This is a genomic window from Lysinibacillus sp. AR18-8 (assembly GCF_001705465.1).
Classification (GTDB): domain Bacteria; phylum Bacillota; class Bacilli; order Bacillales_A; family Planococcaceae; genus Lysinibacillus; species Lysinibacillus capsici.
The window spans coordinates 155,708-172,484 of sequence record NZ_MDGU01000013.1 but is presented as its reverse complement, the minus strand read 5'-3'; the positions used below and the strand labels follow the sequence as shown (position 1 = coordinate 172,484).

Genomic DNA, 16,777 nt, shown 5'->3' with positions numbered 1-16,777 from the left:
AGTAAGATTTTGATGCTGCAATCGAATAAAAATGGAGAGGTTTGATCCTCTCCAGAAGGTGGTTATTATTTTTTCTTGGCGATCCAAATCGTCCATCGATCCTTTTCAATGATGGCACCTTCAGTGGTAATTGCATTCCTTATATGCTCAAGAAGGGACGATAATTGGATGTCATTTAACTCATGTAATAGACTACGCCCCACTCTACCTTGTAAATCAGCCAATAATTGCTCCTTATTAGCATAGACCTGTCTCGTCTCCCATAGTTTGAGTTCACTAATTTCTTGAAAGCCTACTTCTTGTAAGCTTTCTGTCACCAACTGACTATTGTGTCTGCGCTCTACCTCCTTTTGAATAAGCGAAGGAAAACTTTCAAAGAAATAGCCCCTTATATGATGAGCATCCCCTGGAAGTAAGCAATCCTCTGGGGTGCGATCCTGTACGATAAAATAACCGCCTTGCTGTAAAAGCCGAAATGCCTCTTGAAAGCATGCTTTGACATCTTGTATATGATGAATTAAGGCTCGTTCAAGCACGATATCAAAAGTATCCCCTGCAAGCCCTGTATTGAAAGCATTTCCTTGAACAAATGTGATTTGCGGATATGCTCGACAATTTTCTTTCGCTCCGTCTAGCATGGCTAGTGAAAAGTCTACACCTGTTACAGATGCCACCCCCATATCGACAAGTGCCTTGGCATAAATCCCTCCGCCACAGCCGATATCTACTGCCTTTCCCATACTATGAAAAGGAATATGTTTCGCTAACGCTGCCTTCCATGAGCTATCTGCCTGTCTAGTTGTATAAGACGTACGATGTTGCTGACTATGAAAATCAATCCCCATTCTCTTCACCCTCCCCTTTTATTTTAGTGTACTAGTAGATCACCCATAAGAAAAATCTATAATTATTATAAAAATACATAAGCTTACCTTATCAAACGAAAAACCCATGCTGGGATCTGCATGGGTTGAGCTACCATTAACTATTTCTAGTAGGATGGGAGGACTTTAATATGGTCCGTTCAATTATTCTAATTTCGTTATTTAGTTTTGTAATCGCCGCTTCAATTTGTTGATAGCGCTCCATTCGCTTGACCTTCTCTGTTGGAATGGAATCCTTTAAAGCAGCCTGTCCCGCGTATAAGCTAGACAGTAAATCTAGCTTTTGAAAATAAGCTGTGCTATATTGCTCCATAACACCCAGCCCCTCATCTGTTACTTTTTTACACGAACTTATGAATTGTTGTTCATATAAGAACTATAACCGAAAAAAGCAGCCTCAAAACTCCATCTAAATTATTATTTATTATCCATTTCCAAGTAAATGATTATTCTATAAAAGCGCTAAAGCTATGTTATTCATCTTTTTTTAACAAAGAATAGATAAATGTATCATGTGCTTGTCCCTTTTGATACATATAGTCCCTCAATATGCCTTCCTGTTGGAATCCAAGCTGAATTAAAAGCTTGGAAGATGCCTCATTCTCTAAAAAAACAACGGCTCCAATCCGGTTTAAGTTCATATCCCCAAAACCATATGCAATTACTTTCTGCACAGCTTCTTTTGTATAACCCTGCCGCCAGTAATCAGGATGAATTTCATAGCCAATTTCTGCTCGTTGATGTGCCGCCGACCATAAATGGAAGCCAACTGTACCAATCACTTCATTCGAATCTTTTCGTTCAATTCCCCAACGAATCCCACGCTTTTCCTCAAAATTTTTAGCAAATTGCTTAATTAACTGCTCAGCCTGCTGTGTGTCAGCAAAAGGCTCCTGCCCATAATAGCGTGTTAAAGCCTCATTGGAAAAGCAACGAAAAATCGCAGGAACATCCTCCTCTGTGAGTTCTCTTAACCTAAGTCTTGCTGTTTCTAATTCTGGAAACATGCTGTTCCCCTCCTCTACCATCCATATCATTCTCTACTCTTCCTTCAAAATCCTTTTTTGACAATACAAACGTGCAAACCCCAAAGTAGGCTTGCACGTTTGATTATCCGAAAGCTTGTGCTGCTAGAGCATATAATGTTTGATTTCTTGGAGGTATTTTTTTGGCATTACGGATCATGACAGGTGGTGTGGCAGCCATCGTAAAACCACTTTGTTGTAAAATTGGACCAAGCTCCTTTTGAACAGATGGGCAGTCGATACGTAATTTTCCCTGATAGCCCTTAGCCAATTCATTGATAATATGATGTGCTATTTCTTTACTTGGCGCGACGATTGGTCCTAAAAGTAGATAAATTGGCCCCGCGATTGTTAAGCCATAGCCAATCATTTGGTTGTCTTGATTTTTGACAACAACACAGCGCTGTGACTGCTGTATTCTTTTACGCAAAAAGATTCTTCTACTATCCCCAAAGGCTGCTGCGTCAAGTTGGGCCAGCTGTTCAAAATCCTGTTCTTGAAATTCTTTGATGGTGCCTAAAAAATCGGCTTCGCTTGTCGTCTCAACATATTTGTCTGCCAAATATTTATGTACATGCTCAACAGTTGTGAAGCCCATTTTTTGATATAAAGGTTGTCCTTCTTTTGTAGCTACGAGCATAATCGCTGTTTCCGCTGAAACACTATCGATACAGGCTTGTGTAACGATTCTACCTAAGCCAAAACCTCTGCATTGCTCATGTACAATCACCATGCCAATGGAAGCTACATTTGTGTCGTAGGGAATAATGGCTGCACTGGAAACAATTTTTCCTTCCATATTTTTATGTCCAACTATTCTACCTGCTGCCATAATCGTTTCAATTTCGTAGGCATCGTAATCCCATCCAACGGAAGCTGATAGCTCGATTAATCCCTGAATATCACTAGAAGTAAATAAAGTTAGCTCAAAATTCAATTAGATACACCCTCTCAAAAGAACATATGTTCCATTTTACAAAATCCCCCTTCCATATACAAGCAATATCTCTTAGCTTTAGCAATTATTACTATATAATTATTGTAAAATAGCCTATAATAGTTGCTAGACTATGCACTCCTACTTCAAGCATATAAAGGTGATTTCAACATGACATCCTATGAACGTATTCTTATAATGGTCCCGCCGTTTCCCTAGCTACGCAATCTACTTGAAACTAACAAAGTAGAATTTTGCTTGTAGGAGGGCAATATGTTGAAAAAACAGGCAGTACCATCTTTATTATTAATGATTGTTCTTGTGGCTTTTCCACAAATTAGTGAAACAATATACACACCATCACTTCCGGATATTGCCGCTGCACTTGATGTAGCCAATAGCTCTGTCCAATTAACATTAAGCATCTATTTTATTGGCTTTGCGTTCGGCGTTTTCTGCTGGGGATGGATTTCTGATTTTATTGGCCGTAGACCTGCCATGCTAGGTGGTTTAATTTTTTATGGAATAGGTAGCCTACTCTGCTTTTACGCAGAGACAATCCCTTTTCTATTAGCAAGTCGATTGCTACAAGCATTCGGCGCTGCAACTGGCTCCATTATTACGCAAACCATTTTGCGTGAAAGTGTGACGGGAAGCCAACGCCATGCTATGTTTGCTCAAATTTCAGCCGTCATTGCCTTTACCCCAGCTATAGGGCCGTTAATTGGTGGTTGGGTGGATCAAGCACTAGGCTTTCGAGCCGTGTTTTTTGTCCTTGTCATCATGAGTATCCTGTTGTTTATCTATGCTTATTGCAGACTTCCAGAAACAACCAATCCTGCAACAAGACAAAGAACAGCGATTTGGCCTGTCGTCAAACGCATTTTTGCTTCACCCATCGTGCTTGTCTATGGGCTACTAATAGGAGGCATTAATGGTGTTCTATTTAGCTACTATGCCGAAGCACCCTTTATATTCATCGAGCATTTCCAGCTGTCACCTGGCCTGTACGGATTTCTTGGCATTATCGTTGCCCTTGCTTCCATAATTGGGGCTATGATTTCAAAGCGACTCGTCATCAGCCATTCACCACAAAAAATCATCCATGTTGGCTGTTTGGTAATGCTTGGTGGCACTTTGCTTTTAACCATCGTTTGTAGCCTGCCATTGCACGCGAGCATGATGGCCATTGGTATGCTGATTACTATTTTTATCACACTGCTAGGCTCGGGCATCGCACTGCCTAATTGCTTAAGTTTAGCGTTAGTAGATTTTCAGGATGTGATTGGCACAGCAGGCGCTATCTTTAGTCTCGGCTATTACTTACTCGTCAGTGCCATCACATCTGGTATGAGCTTACTGCATAACGGTTCTTTACTGACAATGCCACTTTATTTCTTAGGTCTAACCTTGATAATGTGGCTTTGCGGAAGAAAGTTTATTCGATAATGGAAGAAAGCGGGCTTCCAATCGCTATCGCTTTTAGATAGATGAAAGACTAGAACAAAACCTCTCCTCCGAATAGAAAAAGTGGGTGAAATTTTACTCTTCGTAAAATTTCACCCACTTTGATTATAGGATAGCCTAGCTCTAAATTTTCCCCACTGGCACCTATTGAATTTTCTCACTCAAAGTGTAAATACTTAATGACAAAGATTGAACTATGTCAGTAGGCATCGTGCAGTGATCTAACTATCTCCTGATGCATAAAACTGATATAATAGATATACCATTAAAGTGAGGGGTGTTATTTATGAAAGAAAATTCATCCTTAGAACGTAAAAAGCAAGTGCAATTCGCAGTTGGTATGGCTGCCATTGACGGTGGAAAACCGAGCGCATTTACACAGAACCTCTTAAACCAATATGAAAATGGTCAAGTATCATCCAGCCAATTGAAACAAGCGATTGTTGAAAAATATACAAGGGCTTCACAGTAGTTTATGGACCCATATATTTATCCTAATACAAATGTCTTAATCAACAAATTAAATATTCGAGATGAACAACAATTGATTGACGTTGAAGCACAACTGTTAATCGCTGGGATTATAGATATTTCTTCTATCACGCATGAGATTGACTTCCAAAAATATAAAAGTCTCCAAAAGATTCATCACTTCCTTTTTCATGAGCTATATTTATGGGCAGGAGAATTCCGCACAGTCAATATTTATAAAAGCGAACATGTTTTAAGTGGATTATCTGTTGCTTATAGTGATAAAGATCACATTGTATCTGATTTAAAAACTATTTTCAGTTGGTCTAAATCTAAGCAATGGAAGTATTCTAATCCTCTCCTTGTTGAGGACTTTTCTTCATTTATGACAAAACTTTGGCGTGTTCATCCTTTCCGAGAAGGAAATACACGAACGGTATCGATTTTCATGAAGCTTTTTGCTGAAGCAAATAGGCTAGACTTCAATGCTCAATTGCTCTCACAGTATGCAGGATATTTACGAAATGCACTAGTTCTTGCAGCAGTAGAAGAAGCTCCGGAACCACAATATTTATTGAAGATGATGACAGATGCTCTGGATGTAGCTGATTTCAATAAATTCAAGGCTGACGATGAAACGTCTAATTATCAAGTAATTGGGCGTTATGATGTTTCCAAGTATAAAGAAAAGCCCTTTGAAACGGATTAAGGAATGATTTATTTACAGATTAAGTATGTTTTACTTATTTAATACGCTAAAAAGGATGGTGATTTGTAATTGAATCATCATCCTTTATATATATATTTCGCAATAGGGATCAATTAATTCATTTAAAACCTTTTACTCTTAGAAAAATCACCTCCTAATTGAAATTTAGTTTTTAACCCCATATTCAATCGAAGGTGTATTTTTTTATTTGTCTATACTGTTGAGGTCAGTCCTCAACATCAATTTTCCACTTTTTATACACCTACTAGTTCTTTCTAGCTGCTTCTCCTATCCTTGAAAATAATAATCCAACACTTCCTGAGGGGTATGAAAAACTTTGTTGCTTTGCGTTTTATAAAGAAATTTGGGATTCGTACAGGCTTTCTCTAGACTTTTTGCTTGCTTTAGCTTATCCGTCATTTGCTCAATAATATCTGTGTAGCCATCGAGCTGGTTTGAAATTTTCGGTAGCATCGTTGGTGAGATATCGAGTACAATAGAGACTTGATCCTCAGCATAACTATTTAAATTGATAAAAAAGCATTCTTCCAAATGCTTTGAATGTTTATCTACATTAATGACAGCCTCTTGATAATTGGCGATTAACCCTGTTGATGTATTCGTAATTGTAAAGCCTTGCTGTGTCAAATGCTGTTCAACCAGCTTTAAAAACTGCTCGACCTCTGCATCTAGCTTTGGTGTAACAGTTGATTGAATTAAATCATTACATTTCTGATAAATGGTATCAATTTCGGTCTGTTTTTCGACAAGTAATTTAAAATTGGACATTGAATACACGCTTCATCTCCCCTTTTTACTAAGGTAGACATTCATGAAGCGTTTTAGTCATGATCACGAAAAATAACAATTAAAAGGAGAAGTCCATGATTAGAAATTCTGTCAAAGCCATCATCATCGTGGATGGGAAACTATTGCTAACAAAAAATCAAGATATAGAGGGCTACTTTTACCTTTGTCCAGGTGGTGGACAGGAGCATGGAGAGACCTTTCACAAGACGTTGCAAAGAGAATGCCTGGAGGAAATTGGCTCCTCCGTTCACATTGGAGAGCTGTTATTTATCCGTGAATACATCGGACAAAATCATGAGCATGCCGCCTTTGATGCAGACGTACATCAGGTAGAATATTATTTCCTCTATCAGGTAAATACGCAAACTTGTCAACCAACAAATCCAGATACTCTTCAAATTGGGACACAATGGATACCAATTGAAAAGCTTCATACTTATCGACTTTACCCAAAAGCGCTTATCCAACCGCTACAGCAGTTTATACGAGGACAACAAACAACAATCTATTTGGGTGATGTCAATTAAAACAGGCTGTCTATAGAATAGACAGCCAATTCTTAAGCAAGCACTTTCACCATCGTATAATAGCTACTGCCTGGTGGATAATCTTTAATTTCGCCCACTACTTGATAGCCATGTGCCTCGTAAAAGGTACGCGCCTGAAACTCGTAGGTTGTTAGCAGGGCCTTTGTTGCCCCCATATCCTTCGCTACCCATTCTGCTTGTGCTAAGAGCTTTTTGCCCATACCCTTTCCACGATATTCTTCACTAAACCAAAATTTATGTATTTCTATCCATCCCCAGTAGACTTCAGCTGTTATACCACCTATCCATTGCTGCTGTTGATCTGTGACGATTAACTGTAAAGGAAGAACCGCACCCTTCTTTCTACTTTCGCGATGATAAGGAGATTGCTCATTATTATAGGCACGAATTTTTTCGCTTAAAAAATTTGTAAAATCCTCATGCTGTCCCCGTAAAACCTCTACTTGATATTCCATCTCGCTCCTCCTATTCCTGGTAACGCTTTATCAGCTTGTCTTGATGAGCTGCAAATATTTCTTCTAATGGAATATCGTACTGATTGGCAATCACTATAAGATTTCCTAAGACATCCCCTAGCTCTTCAATTAGCTCCTGCTTATTTTCTTCAAAGGATTGTGTTTTTTCATCTGGTCGATCTCTACCAATCTCGATTGCTCGAATTGCCCTGGCTACCTCACCTGTTTCTTCTGCCAAGAAGCCAATACGTGTAAAAATATTAAGCTCTGACCAGCCACGTGCTTCATAGTAATCCTTTACCCAGCGTTGAAATTCATTTAGTTCCAATTCAGTTTCCTCCATTTCCTTCCTCTTCAAAATAAATTATACTATAAAAGAATTCGATCAGATATGGAGGAAATCAGCTATGAAAAGTATTGCCGTATTTTGCGGATCCAGTCTAGGCGCTTCCGACGCTTATCGTCAAGGAGCGATTTTACTAGGAAAAGAATTAGCCAAAAGACAAATAACTCTTATTTATGGTGGTGCTTCTGTAGGCATCATGGCAACAGTAGCGAATACAGTGCTAGAAGAAGGCGGCAAGGTCATTGGGGTGATTCCGACATTATTAGAAGAACGTGAAATTGCACATCAACAGCTGACAGAGCTGATTGTTGTAAAGACGATGCATGAACGTAAAAGTAAAATGATGGAATTAGCAGATGGCTTTATTGCCCTTCCTGGTGGACCTGGAACATTAGAGGAATTTTTTGAAGTATTTACGTGGAATCAAATCGGGCTGCTTCAAAAACCTTGTGCTATTTTCAATATGGAAAACTATTTTGATTTATTAATTTCATTCTTTGACCATATGCAAAATGAACAATTTTTAAAAGCACAATATCGTGAGGCACTTATTGTTGATGAGGACGCAGCAGCACTATTAGATAAATGTGAAAGCTTTGTTCCTCCAGCTGTGAAAACTTATGAATTAAGCAAATAATAAAATGGTGAGGGTGGACCTAATTGGACTAACCTCACCTTTTTCATGCTCTAATCTCCAATACGATCCTACATGACTATGCGAAACAAAAGAAGGACCTGGTTGTTCTGACTACTAGTAATTTGGCTACTATGATTTCATAATTCTGCTTTCTTTTCCCGCCTTTTCACTGCTACCACAGCAATCAATACCATCCCAAGCTTCACCAGCCCAATAATGGCATAGAGACTAAATGAAAGAATCGCTGGTAATAATACCAGCCACCACGACCATGTAATGACATTTGTTAGCTTTAATACAACAAAGACAATGGTCAACACTTCTGCAATGCCCATCATTTCACCACCTTACAGCCCATCCTTGACTATATAGTAACTATATATCTTACGATAAGGAACATCACAGGAAAAATTTTCACTACTTTTTCTAAATCATACAACAGGAGGCAGTAAGATGACGAATATTTTTGTAAAAAGTGAGTTTGCTCCTTTAAAACGAGTTGTCATGGCGCAATCGGAATTTGCTTTTCCAGCTAAGGAGGCTCCAACAGATGATGAATTTTTAACAGAAGAAACACTAGCACTTTATGCAAGCGTAGATACACTCGGTAAAAATTTTAAAGATGTCTTTCCAGAAAGACAGCAGCAATGGGAATTGGAACGAGCAAATTTAAAAAAAGTATTAGAAAAATACGGGGTAGAAGTACAAGTACCAAGACGTTTAACAGACTATGAAAAAGAAGTAGGAAAAGAAGATGGCTATAGCAATTTCTTCGTTCGCGATCCCTTTTTCACTATCGGCCATTTTTTAATCGAGGGCTCCCTTCGATTCCCACATAGACGCAACGAAGTTTTGCCCGTACGTAATCTTTTAGCACAGGAAGCAAATGAAAATCAATGTTTCTATGTCTCCATTCCAAAGCCTGATATGGCAGATGGTTTAGATTCTGAAGCTGGCCCGTTTTTAGAGGGCGGTGATGTGTTAGTGTTAGATAAAACGATTTTCGTCGGGAATTCAGGACTAGCCTCCAACAAAAATGGTGTGCAGTGGCTGCGTAATTTAGCAAGTAACTTTGATTATACGGTGGTCGAAGTGCCGCTTCATCCAACCATTCTTCATCTCGACTGTGCGCTTAGCCTCGTTAGAGAGGGTCTAATGATTGTCTGCGAGGAAGCACTCATTGATGGTATTCCCAAACAGCTAAAAGATTGGGATAAAATTCACGTTTCCCTAGAAGATGCCGCAAAACTTGCTACTAACGGCTTACCTATTAATGAAGAAGTCTATATTACAGACAAAGAATTTACATGGATTGGCGAGCAACTAGCGAAGAGAGGTATCACCGTAGAATATGTTGATTTTACGATTTCTCGAAGCTTTGGCGGTTCTTTTAGATGTAGTACACAACCCCTATTACGCACGGATCTCTAGAAATTATCTCTCCCCACTAAAAAATAGTATGAATAATGAGCAACCTGAAATGGCACATTATTTGTAGGAGGTGGACAAGAAATGTCTAGAATTATTGGTGTGGAACAATCATTAACGAATATCGAAGATGCTTTAAAAGCACAAGGCTTTGAAGTCATCCAGCTTCGCAATGAAGAGGATGCGAAAAAATGTGATGCTTGTATTATTACAGGTCAGGATCGCGATGTCATGGGAATTAGTGATCCAGTTATGGAAGGTCCTGTGATTGATGCGAATGGACTATCGGCAAACGAGGTCGTTGAACGCGTCCAAAAATATTTCCACTAAAATCATTAGTGCTGTCTCTACGTCATTTTGACGAGAGCAGCACTTTCCTACATACAAATGGGCTCTACTTATAATACCTTGCGTTCTTGTACAAACTAATATACACGAACTTCAAAAAGTAGGGAGATATATGAGCCAAAAACAAATTGCGATTGTTATTTTAATGCTGACGACTACACTACTGCTATCAGGCTGTTGGGATGTAACAGAGCCGCAACGCATGTATTACGCACAAGGTGTGGGGGTTGACTACAAGGATAATGAATATACAGCATACTTACAAATTATCAACTTTGCTAACGTAGCGAAAACAGAATCAGCTAATCCCGAAGCTGCACCTACCGAAATTGGCCAAGCGAAGGGGAAGACAATAGAAGAAGCCATCTACAAATTGTATCGTTCAATGGACCAAGAAGTATTTTGGGGACATATGACCTTTCTTCTCTTCTCAGAGAGTGCTATGAAAGATGAAAATGCGATTGCGGTTATTGACACTTTTTTACGCTTTCGCGAGACCAGATATCATATTTGGGTTTACTGTACCCAAGATCCTATCGAGGATGTTTTATTAGTTTCTCCATTGTTAGAGAAATCACCAACTGCCACCAAATTAAGTAATCCTAAAAATACAGCGAAGCAGGAGTCATTTGTAGAGCCTGTTAATTTAAGACAGCTCGTCATTGGCTTAAATGAGCCCAACCACGAAATGAAAATTCCTTATGTAACCGTCAACGAAAACTGGGAGACAATGGATGGCCCCAAAACAGAAACCTTTTTTGCTGGCGTTGGTATTCTTTCAAAGGATAGTTTTAAAGGCTATATTAAAGGCAAATCTGCACGTGGAATAGAGTGGATGAATGATGAAACAAAGCAAGGAGAAATTACCGTCGAATTAGAAAATAATGAAAAAAGTGATTACTTAACCGTCGATATTAAAAAGCTAGATGTTAAAGTCAAGCCAATTGTGAAAGGTAATGATGTAAAGTTTGAGGTAAATTTAAAATTCGATACGATTTTAAATGGTTTTAAAGGAAAGCTGACACCCAATCAGGTAAGAAAAAAAGTAGAAAAAGCCGTCAAGGAAGAAATCCTAACTACCTTTGAGGAAGGACTAAAAATGGATGCGGATGTCTTTCGTCTATCCGAATATCTCTATCGTAGTAATGTAAAGGCTTGGAAGAGATTAGAGAAGGATGGCAAAATTCCTTTAAGCAAAGATTCCATCAGTAAAATCGATATTCATATTAATAAAGTAAGCCCTGGCCGTAAAACATTTGCAGAAACGATTACCGAATAATAGGTAGAGATCATCCAAAATGGCATGGTCTCTTTCTTATGGCCATCTTGTCATGCTATAGTAATGGAAAAGATGAGGAAACGTTAAACAGACAGGAGATCGAGACGATGATAAAAGGCTTTGGAGGAATATTTTGGCGAACAAAGAATCTAGATTCTGTAAAAAAGTGGTATAGCGAAACCTTGATGCTAGAAATAAACGATTGGAATGGGACAATCATTAAACCCCAAGAAGGCAATGAAACGATCTTTTCTTTTTTCACTGAACAGGACAATTATTTTCCAGCAGAACAGCAAGTGATGTTAAATTTCCAAGTTCATGATGTAAACGAGATGATAAAGCATCTTGAACATCTTGATGTCCCACTCGCAAAACCTCTAGAGTGTAACGAATTTGGAAAGTTTATTTGGATTAAAGATCCAGAAGGTCGACTGATTGAGCTTTGGGAAAAATAGTTTACTCCTGCGTTATATAAGTCAAAGAAAAAAGACCAGACACTTGAGACTGGTCCTTCTTCCTATATTAATGGTTTGTTTTCTTATTAAGAATGTAATCCCGATAGACTAACAGAGCGACAAGAAGAAAGCTAAGGCTAACAAGTCGGAAAATCATTTCTATACTTATCCATTCAGCTAAAATTCCTAAGATAAATGCGCTCATCCCTACTCCAACATCAAAACTGGAAAGAAAAGTGGCATTGGCTGCACCACTTTTGGCTTCACTTACTTTTTGAACAGCCCAGGTTTGTAGGCACGGCATAACGGTGCCATAGCCTGCACCAAATAAAATCGCGGCGATAATCAATGTGAAATTATTTGTAGTATAGGATAACACGATTAAAGATAGAAAACCGAAAATCGCTGACACAATAATGATCGACCATGGTCCATGCTTATCAAACCATTTCCCTGTAAAAGGACGTATTAAAGTGGAAACAATTGCGTTGATAAGAAAGAATAGAAAAATATGCTTTAATCCCTTTTGTTCACCAAAAAGAACTAGGAATGTAATAATAGCGCCAAAACCAAGCGTCGTCACAACAGTCAATACTGCCTGAAACCTTACTTCTTTTTCAAATATCGCTTCCATAAACCGAAATGGCTGCTTGTCATTTTGAATAGGTGTCGTTGCATGCACAAAGGAAAACATTATGATCGCAAATAGGCTTAGGAAGGCTGACGACCAAATCAGCGTGTGAAAAGAAAAGGTACTGTAAATAAGGATACCGAGACTTGGTGCAACAATCGCTCCCACGGTTGTGGATACCGAGAAATAGCCCATTCCCTCTCCTAATCGAGCTTTAGGGATACTATCTACAGCCATTGTACTATTGGCTGTCGTGGATACACCCCACGCTGTTCCATGGAAAAGTCGGAGTAATAGGAAAATCCAAATCGTGTTAAGCAATGGATACAGTATTGTAATTATGAGTAATGCTATACTTGCCACAATTGCTAGTTTTTTCCGCTTATGATCCATTAAATAGTACCCTACAAAAGGTCTTATCGTAATGGCACCTAGTGTAAATACCGTCGTCACCAAGCCTACTTGCATCGGATTGGCGTTTATGCTTAATAAATAGGCTGGTAAAATAGGCAATAGCATTTCAAATCCTATAAAAATAAAAAAATTACTTATGAATAGAAAAAGAAATGATGAAGTAAAAATTGGTTGTTTTTTCATAGAAAATTCCTCGCTTCTAATTATTTTTCTAAATTAGAAGCGCATGGAACACTGCAACATTCCTTAATTGTCTTAGTTTTTTTAGCAATTCACTCACCCTCTCTCAGTTTTATCACAACAAAAAAGACGCCATAAAACCGGCGTCTACCAATTACTTTGTATGGTTAAAAAGTCATTTTTCACACATGACTGACAAAAGCAAAAAGCTTCCGGTTACTACTTTCACTATGCTGTTTTCTTAAAAAACCACAGACTGGTCCCTTTGAGCCTAAATCATCTAATTGTAAAAATGTCTTTACCTCAATCGCCGTTCTTCTGAAAATAGTTTCCATGACTTTTTGCCTCCTCTCTCAAGATCAATTCATAGCTTACTATAATTTAATACAAGTTTACCACAAAAGCAAATACAATGTTGAACTATGTATAAGACGCAACATATTTTCCACGCATTTACTATTTATAAAGTTCTTTCCTTGTCACCGTCTATTAATTGAACATGCACCTTGGAGGAGCCACCTCCCTCTATATGATTAGGAACATTTGTTAAATTGAGTAATTCCTTTAGATGAATAGCTTTTTCACGATTGGCCTCGATGGTCACATGATATGGCCCTGCTATATTCATAAGTGAATCCATCCGCTTATCGCCTTTAAAAAAATTCGTATCGATAAATTGTAAATCAAAGGACACAGCTTCATTGCTTCGATTATGTAAGACAATGGTACATTCCCCATTCATTAAGTCTTTTTCCACCATATCAAACCGACATTCTCCATCCCCTTTGTATGAAATGGCCATAATGCCACTAGCAAAGGTTTCTTGATACGCCACGATAAGCAAATGAGGTAAAAATGAATAAAGTAATACTACAATAACAAATGTTCGAAAATGATATTTGTTGATACTCCTAAGTAGTAAAATCATAGCAATTATAAATAAAATCGAGCCAAAGATGCCAAGTAACACGTATCCATCTTGTGTTTCGATAGGAATTGACATGAATGTAGTATGTGCCATACTTGCTTCATTGTAAGGATAAGGAAAAAACAGACACATACATATACCCAACATAACGATTGACCCGATAAAGGCCTTTTTATTGTTAACCATATGCTGCCTCCTTTCTAAGGTAATACGTAATATGCACATACCAAATTTACCATATATCCCCTAAACAAGGAATGAAGCCTATGAAAAACTTCTATTTTTAAAATAGTCAATCCGTCTGTAGGCTGAGATGTAGCACCGTCTATCGGACATTTCCAAATTTAAGGTAAATTGTTATAATTAAGCTCCAAGAGGGAATTACAAGAAGAAAGAGGTGTTTATATTGGGTATGAAAATATTCTGGTGGGCTGTAAATATTGTATGGTTATTGATCTTTTCTGGCATCGCCGTATTTATTGGGGCAAGAAATGTTGATGGTGCAGGGATTGTGCAAACACCTGAAGTGAAAATGGTTTCATTCATTATTTTGGGCATCATGTTTCTAATCGTTTTACTTGTGCAATTAATTTTTCTTTACTTTATTAAAAAAAGCACAAAAGCTCACTTTACGAAAATCACTTAAAAAGAAGCGAGAGGCTATATTAGCACTCGCTTCTTTTTCACCTTGATGCACATAGCTCCCTAAAATTACAGCCACGACAATGCCATTTTTCTTGTGTTTGTTCAAAGTCCTCGAGGTCTACAGGCTAAAAGTTAGATTTTTGGCCTAACTTAGGGGGTGCTGTACATTTGAAATGTGGTTTTAGTATTTATTCATCAAAAAAATCACCTTTGAAAAAAGGTTTAATTCCAACTTCTCTAAATAAATATTTTATTGGATGACAATCATCGACCAGATTTTTGTTGGGAATTAAAATTTTCTCCCTAAGTTCTTGAAATATTTCCGGATTAATTTCTGGAAACCATTCTTCATAAATCATATGTTTATCCTTTTCTATCAAAATTAAATACACAACAATAATCTCAAACATATAAGGAAATTCTTGTTTAATATTTTGATAGTTATCTAACAATGAAGTTATATAATCCTCAAAATTAAAAAATTTTGTTCCTTTTTCATTGTTGTATTTTAAACGTTCCTTTTCAGGTTTAAAGACAAAAGTAGACTTATTAAACCAGTTGCCTAACATGCATGTAAAAATTAATAATGCATATTTTTTAGTTTCTTTATCATCATCATTAAAATATTTAAAATACTCATCATAAATATAGTTTTTGGCAGTGGTAAAATACCCAATTTCAATCCCAGAAATAGTTTGTTTCACATTTTGTATAATTTTATTATTTTCCATACCATAGTCACTTTCTTTAAAAATTTCCATAATATAGATTATAACACACATTTAGAATACAGGGAACATTGATACAATAATCCAATCATACTTTGAATATGACCCTGACCATGAACTCCCTTTTTGAATTGCAACCCTAACTCTTTGTCCTTCTTTAAACGAAATAAATTCTTTTGTATAACGATCTTTAACTGTAGGATCTTTTAACAGTTCGTCTGTTCCATTTATTACTTCCATTGCGATATCCATAGATTTTGCTGGATAATAAGCATATTTGAATTGTGATTTCCATTCATTGTTTACTTGAGTTTCATATTTTATTTTCCCCTTAGAAAACTTCATATGATACTCATAAATATGACAATAACCGTAATTTCTAGTTTTAGCTGCTGGCATTACAATCTTTGAACCAGAGGATGATGTTGCCACCTGATCTTTCATCGGTGACGCTGCTTTCATTGCCTCGTTCTCTTCAGCAAAGTTTATTTCATCAGTTGGAATTTCGCCTTCAGGCACTTCTATAGGTTCAAAACCGTCCATTGGACTTAGAGTGTAAACACCACAGTAATCTTGTGCCTCTTTTTTTACTAACTCCGATAAAATATCATCGTTAGCTTTTGCTGTTACAGGAATTACTAATATAGTCATAAATAAAACTATCAATAATCCGCTAAATTTCTTCATTTTTCCACTCCTTTATTTTTCTGGGTACACCGCAATTGTATAATTTTACAAAATAAACTTAAATAGTATTTAATTACCTTTTATTAAATGACAAATAGTTACAATTTATAAAGTGTTAAATCACCAATTCATTGCCAAAGAACCTCCATTCTTTAATGATGAAGGTTCTTATATTGAATCATCTATTTTTTCAAATCAAGATTCTACTATAATAATATTTAATTTATAATAAAACATGACTTTAGTAGTGTTAAAAAATACAAATGAAATGAAATAAATTTTAAACCCAACCAATACTTTCTGCTGTTTTATCTATTAAAATGTTACGTTTACACAATACCTTATGACGTGAAATATAAGCTTATCGGCTATGTCCTCGCATTCATAACAGTCATCTGTATCCAGTAACGCATATCTACAATGGTATGCATATCCTCACCTAACTCGTTGTATAGGTCTTCCACAGTCTTGATGATGCGTTTTAGGTTTTGGTAGTAGTCATCATTGGCTAGAAGCATTAAGTCACAAATCACTAAGACTTTTTATGTTATAATTTACACAAAATACATATTAAGGTGATTCTAATGACATTTATCAGAAAATACTTGAATATTGTTTACTTCGTTATACTTTTTTTACTTTTATCTGTTTCGGATTATTTCAAAAAAGGTAATTGGGATTTTCTTAATAATCTCTTCTTTTCTTTATGGGCAGTAATTGTTTATGCTTTTTTAAATTGGGCATGGGATAGTAAAAAATATGAAA

23 protein-coding genes are annotated in these 16,777 nt (G+C 37.0%); 10 read left to right on the top strand and 13 right to left on the bottom strand.

Going from position 1 to position 16,777, the window contains the following annotated elements:
* Window positions 1–65 precede the first annotated feature (65 nt).
* From BFM98_RS11990 to BFM98_RS11975, 4 genes are all read right to left on the bottom strand, one after another.
* Window positions 66–845, bottom strand: coding sequence for a class I SAM-dependent methyltransferase (locus BFM98_RS11990; protein WP_066037505.1), 780 nt, complete (start codon window positions 843–845; stop codon window positions 66–68).
* A 136-nt stretch (window positions 846–981) separates the two neighbouring features.
* Entirely contained in the window at window positions 982–1,197 is a 216-nt protein-coding gene (locus BFM98_RS11985; protein WP_004228847.1) for a hypothetical protein, read from the bottom strand.
* Between the two features lie 160 nt (window positions 1,198–1,357).
* Window positions 1,358–1,891, bottom strand: a complete 534-nt coding sequence (locus BFM98_RS11980) for a GNAT family N-acetyltransferase (RefSeq protein ID WP_066037504.1) — start codon at window positions 1,889–1,891, stop codon at window positions 1,358–1,360.
* A 103-nt stretch (window positions 1,892–1,994) separates the two neighbouring features.
* Window positions 1,995–2,846 (bottom strand): GNAT family N-acetyltransferase, encoded by an 852-nt coding sequence (locus BFM98_RS11975; protein ID WP_066037503.1) that lies wholly within the window; start codon window positions 2,844–2,846, stop codon window positions 1,995–1,997.
* Between the two features lie 276 nt (window positions 2,847–3,122).
* Here BFM98_RS11975 and BFM98_RS11970 point away from each other — a divergent pair, with 276 nt between their 5' ends.
* From BFM98_RS11970 to BFM98_RS11960, 3 genes are all read left to right on the top strand, one after another.
* Window positions 3,123–4,295 (top strand): multidrug effflux MFS transporter, encoded by a 1,173-nt coding sequence (locus tag BFM98_RS11970; protein WP_066037515.1) that lies wholly within the window; start codon window positions 3,123–3,125, stop codon window positions 4,293–4,295.
* A 304-nt stretch (window positions 4,296–4,599) separates the two neighbouring features.
* The gene (locus BFM98_RS11965; RefSeq protein ID WP_048390572.1) at window positions 4,600–4,785 is read left to right on the top strand and encodes an antitoxin VbhA family protein; all 186 of its coding nucleotides are present in this window, start codon (window positions 4,600–4,602) and stop codon (window positions 4,783–4,785) included.
* Between the two features lie 3 nt (window positions 4,786–4,788).
* Window positions 4,789–5,493, top strand: a complete 705-nt coding sequence (locus BFM98_RS11960; RefSeq protein WP_048390571.1) for a Fic/DOC family protein — start codon at window positions 4,789–4,791, stop codon at window positions 5,491–5,493.
* Between the two features lie 288 nt (window positions 5,494–5,781).
* Here BFM98_RS11960 and BFM98_RS11955 read toward each other — a convergent pair whose 3' ends face one another.
* Window positions 5,782–6,282, bottom strand: a complete 501-nt coding sequence (locus BFM98_RS11955) for a hypothetical protein (RefSeq protein WP_231595564.1) — start codon at window positions 6,280–6,282, stop codon at window positions 5,782–5,784.
* A gap of 95 nt (window positions 6,283–6,377) precedes the next feature.
* Between BFM98_RS11955 and BFM98_RS11950 the strand changes: the two genes are divergently transcribed.
* A complete protein-coding gene (locus BFM98_RS11950; RefSeq protein WP_066037502.1) occupies window positions 6,378–6,830 on the top strand; it encodes an NUDIX domain-containing protein in 453 nt (150 codons plus the stop codon).
* Between the two features lie 32 nt (window positions 6,831–6,862).
* Here the strand turns inward: BFM98_RS11950 and BFM98_RS11945 are convergent, their stop codons facing one another.
* Both BFM98_RS11945 and BFM98_RS11940 read right to left on the bottom strand, forming a co-directional pair.
* Window positions 6,863–7,306: a GNAT family N-acetyltransferase gene (locus tag BFM98_RS11945; protein WP_048390565.1), complete on the bottom strand. Its 444-nt coding sequence runs from the start codon at window positions 7,304–7,306 to the stop codon at window positions 6,863–6,865.
* A 10-nt stretch (window positions 7,307–7,316) separates the two neighbouring features.
* On the bottom strand, window positions 7,317–7,634 hold the full coding sequence (locus BFM98_RS11940; protein ID WP_048390687.1) for a MazG nucleotide pyrophosphohydrolase domain-containing protein: 318 nt from the start codon (window positions 7,632–7,634) through the stop codon (window positions 7,317–7,319).
* 79 nt (window positions 7,635–7,713) lie between these two features.
* On the opposite strand from BFM98_RS11940, the gene BFM98_RS11935 reads away from it, so the two are divergent.
* Window positions 7,714–8,289, top strand: a complete 576-nt coding sequence (locus BFM98_RS11935) for an LOG family protein (protein ID WP_066037501.1) — start codon at window positions 7,714–7,716, stop codon at window positions 8,287–8,289.
* 137 nt (window positions 8,290–8,426) lie between these two features.
* Here the strand turns inward: BFM98_RS11935 and BFM98_RS11930 are convergent, their stop codons facing one another.
* Window positions 8,427–8,624, bottom strand: coding sequence for a transmembrane Fragile-X-F protein (locus tag BFM98_RS11930; RefSeq protein ID WP_054548795.1), 198 nt, complete (start codon window positions 8,622–8,624; stop codon window positions 8,427–8,429).
* Between the two features lie 118 nt (window positions 8,625–8,742).
* On the opposite strand from BFM98_RS11930, the gene BFM98_RS11925 reads away from it, so the two are divergent.
* From BFM98_RS11925 to BFM98_RS11910, 4 genes are all read left to right on the top strand, one after another.
* Complete coding sequence (locus BFM98_RS11925; RefSeq protein WP_048390558.1) at window positions 8,743–9,720, top strand: dimethylarginine dimethylaminohydrolase family protein; 978 nt, start codon at window positions 8,743–8,745, stop codon at window positions 9,718–9,720.
* Window positions 9,721–9,801: 81 nt separating this feature from the next.
* Window positions 9,802–10,047: a YkuS family protein gene (locus tag BFM98_RS11920; RefSeq protein ID WP_004228871.1), complete on the top strand. Its 246-nt coding sequence runs from the start codon at window positions 9,802–9,804 to the stop codon at window positions 10,045–10,047.
* A 130-nt stretch (window positions 10,048–10,177) separates the two neighbouring features.
* Window positions 10,178–11,344, top strand: coding sequence for a Ger(x)C family spore germination protein (locus tag BFM98_RS11915; RefSeq protein ID WP_066037500.1), 1,167 nt, complete (start codon window positions 10,178–10,180; stop codon window positions 11,342–11,344).
* Window positions 11,345–11,451: 107 nt separating this feature from the next.
* Window positions 11,452–11,799 (top strand): VOC family protein, encoded by a 348-nt coding sequence (locus BFM98_RS11910; protein WP_048390551.1) that lies wholly within the window; start codon window positions 11,452–11,454, stop codon window positions 11,797–11,799.
* A gap of 67 nt (window positions 11,800–11,866) precedes the next feature.
* Here the strand turns inward: BFM98_RS11910 and BFM98_RS11905 are convergent, their stop codons facing one another.
* From BFM98_RS11905 to BFM98_RS11900, 3 genes are all read right to left on the bottom strand, one after another.
* Window positions 11,867–13,027 (bottom strand): MFS transporter, encoded by a 1,161-nt coding sequence (locus BFM98_RS11905; protein ID WP_066037499.1) that lies wholly within the window; start codon window positions 13,025–13,027, stop codon window positions 11,867–11,869.
* A gap of 179 nt (window positions 13,028–13,206) precedes the next feature.
* Window positions 13,207–13,359 (bottom strand): hypothetical protein, encoded by a 153-nt coding sequence (locus BFM98_RS23990; RefSeq protein WP_167444836.1) that lies wholly within the window; start codon window positions 13,357–13,359, stop codon window positions 13,207–13,209.
* 125 nt (window positions 13,360–13,484) lie between these two features.
* On the bottom strand, window positions 13,485–14,138 hold the full coding sequence (locus BFM98_RS11900; protein ID WP_066037498.1) for a hypothetical protein: 654 nt from the start codon (window positions 14,136–14,138) through the stop codon (window positions 13,485–13,487).
* 226 nt (window positions 14,139–14,364) lie between these two features.
* Between BFM98_RS11900 and BFM98_RS11895 the strand changes: the two genes are divergently transcribed.
* Window positions 14,365–14,598, top strand: coding sequence for a DUF3923 family protein (locus tag BFM98_RS11895; protein WP_066037514.1), 234 nt, complete (start codon window positions 14,365–14,367; stop codon window positions 14,596–14,598).
* A gap of 187 nt (window positions 14,599–14,785) precedes the next feature.
* Here the strand turns inward: BFM98_RS11895 and BFM98_RS11890 are convergent, their stop codons facing one another.
* Window positions 14,786–15,328: a hypothetical protein gene (locus tag BFM98_RS11890; RefSeq protein WP_225340902.1), complete on the bottom strand. Its 543-nt coding sequence runs from the start codon at window positions 15,326–15,328 to the stop codon at window positions 14,786–14,788.
* A gap of 51 nt (window positions 15,329–15,379) precedes the next feature.
* Window positions 15,380–16,012, bottom strand: a complete 633-nt coding sequence (locus tag BFM98_RS11885; protein ID WP_066037497.1) for a hypothetical protein — start codon at window positions 16,010–16,012, stop codon at window positions 15,380–15,382.
* Between the last annotated feature and the right edge of the window lie 765 nt (window positions 16,013–16,777).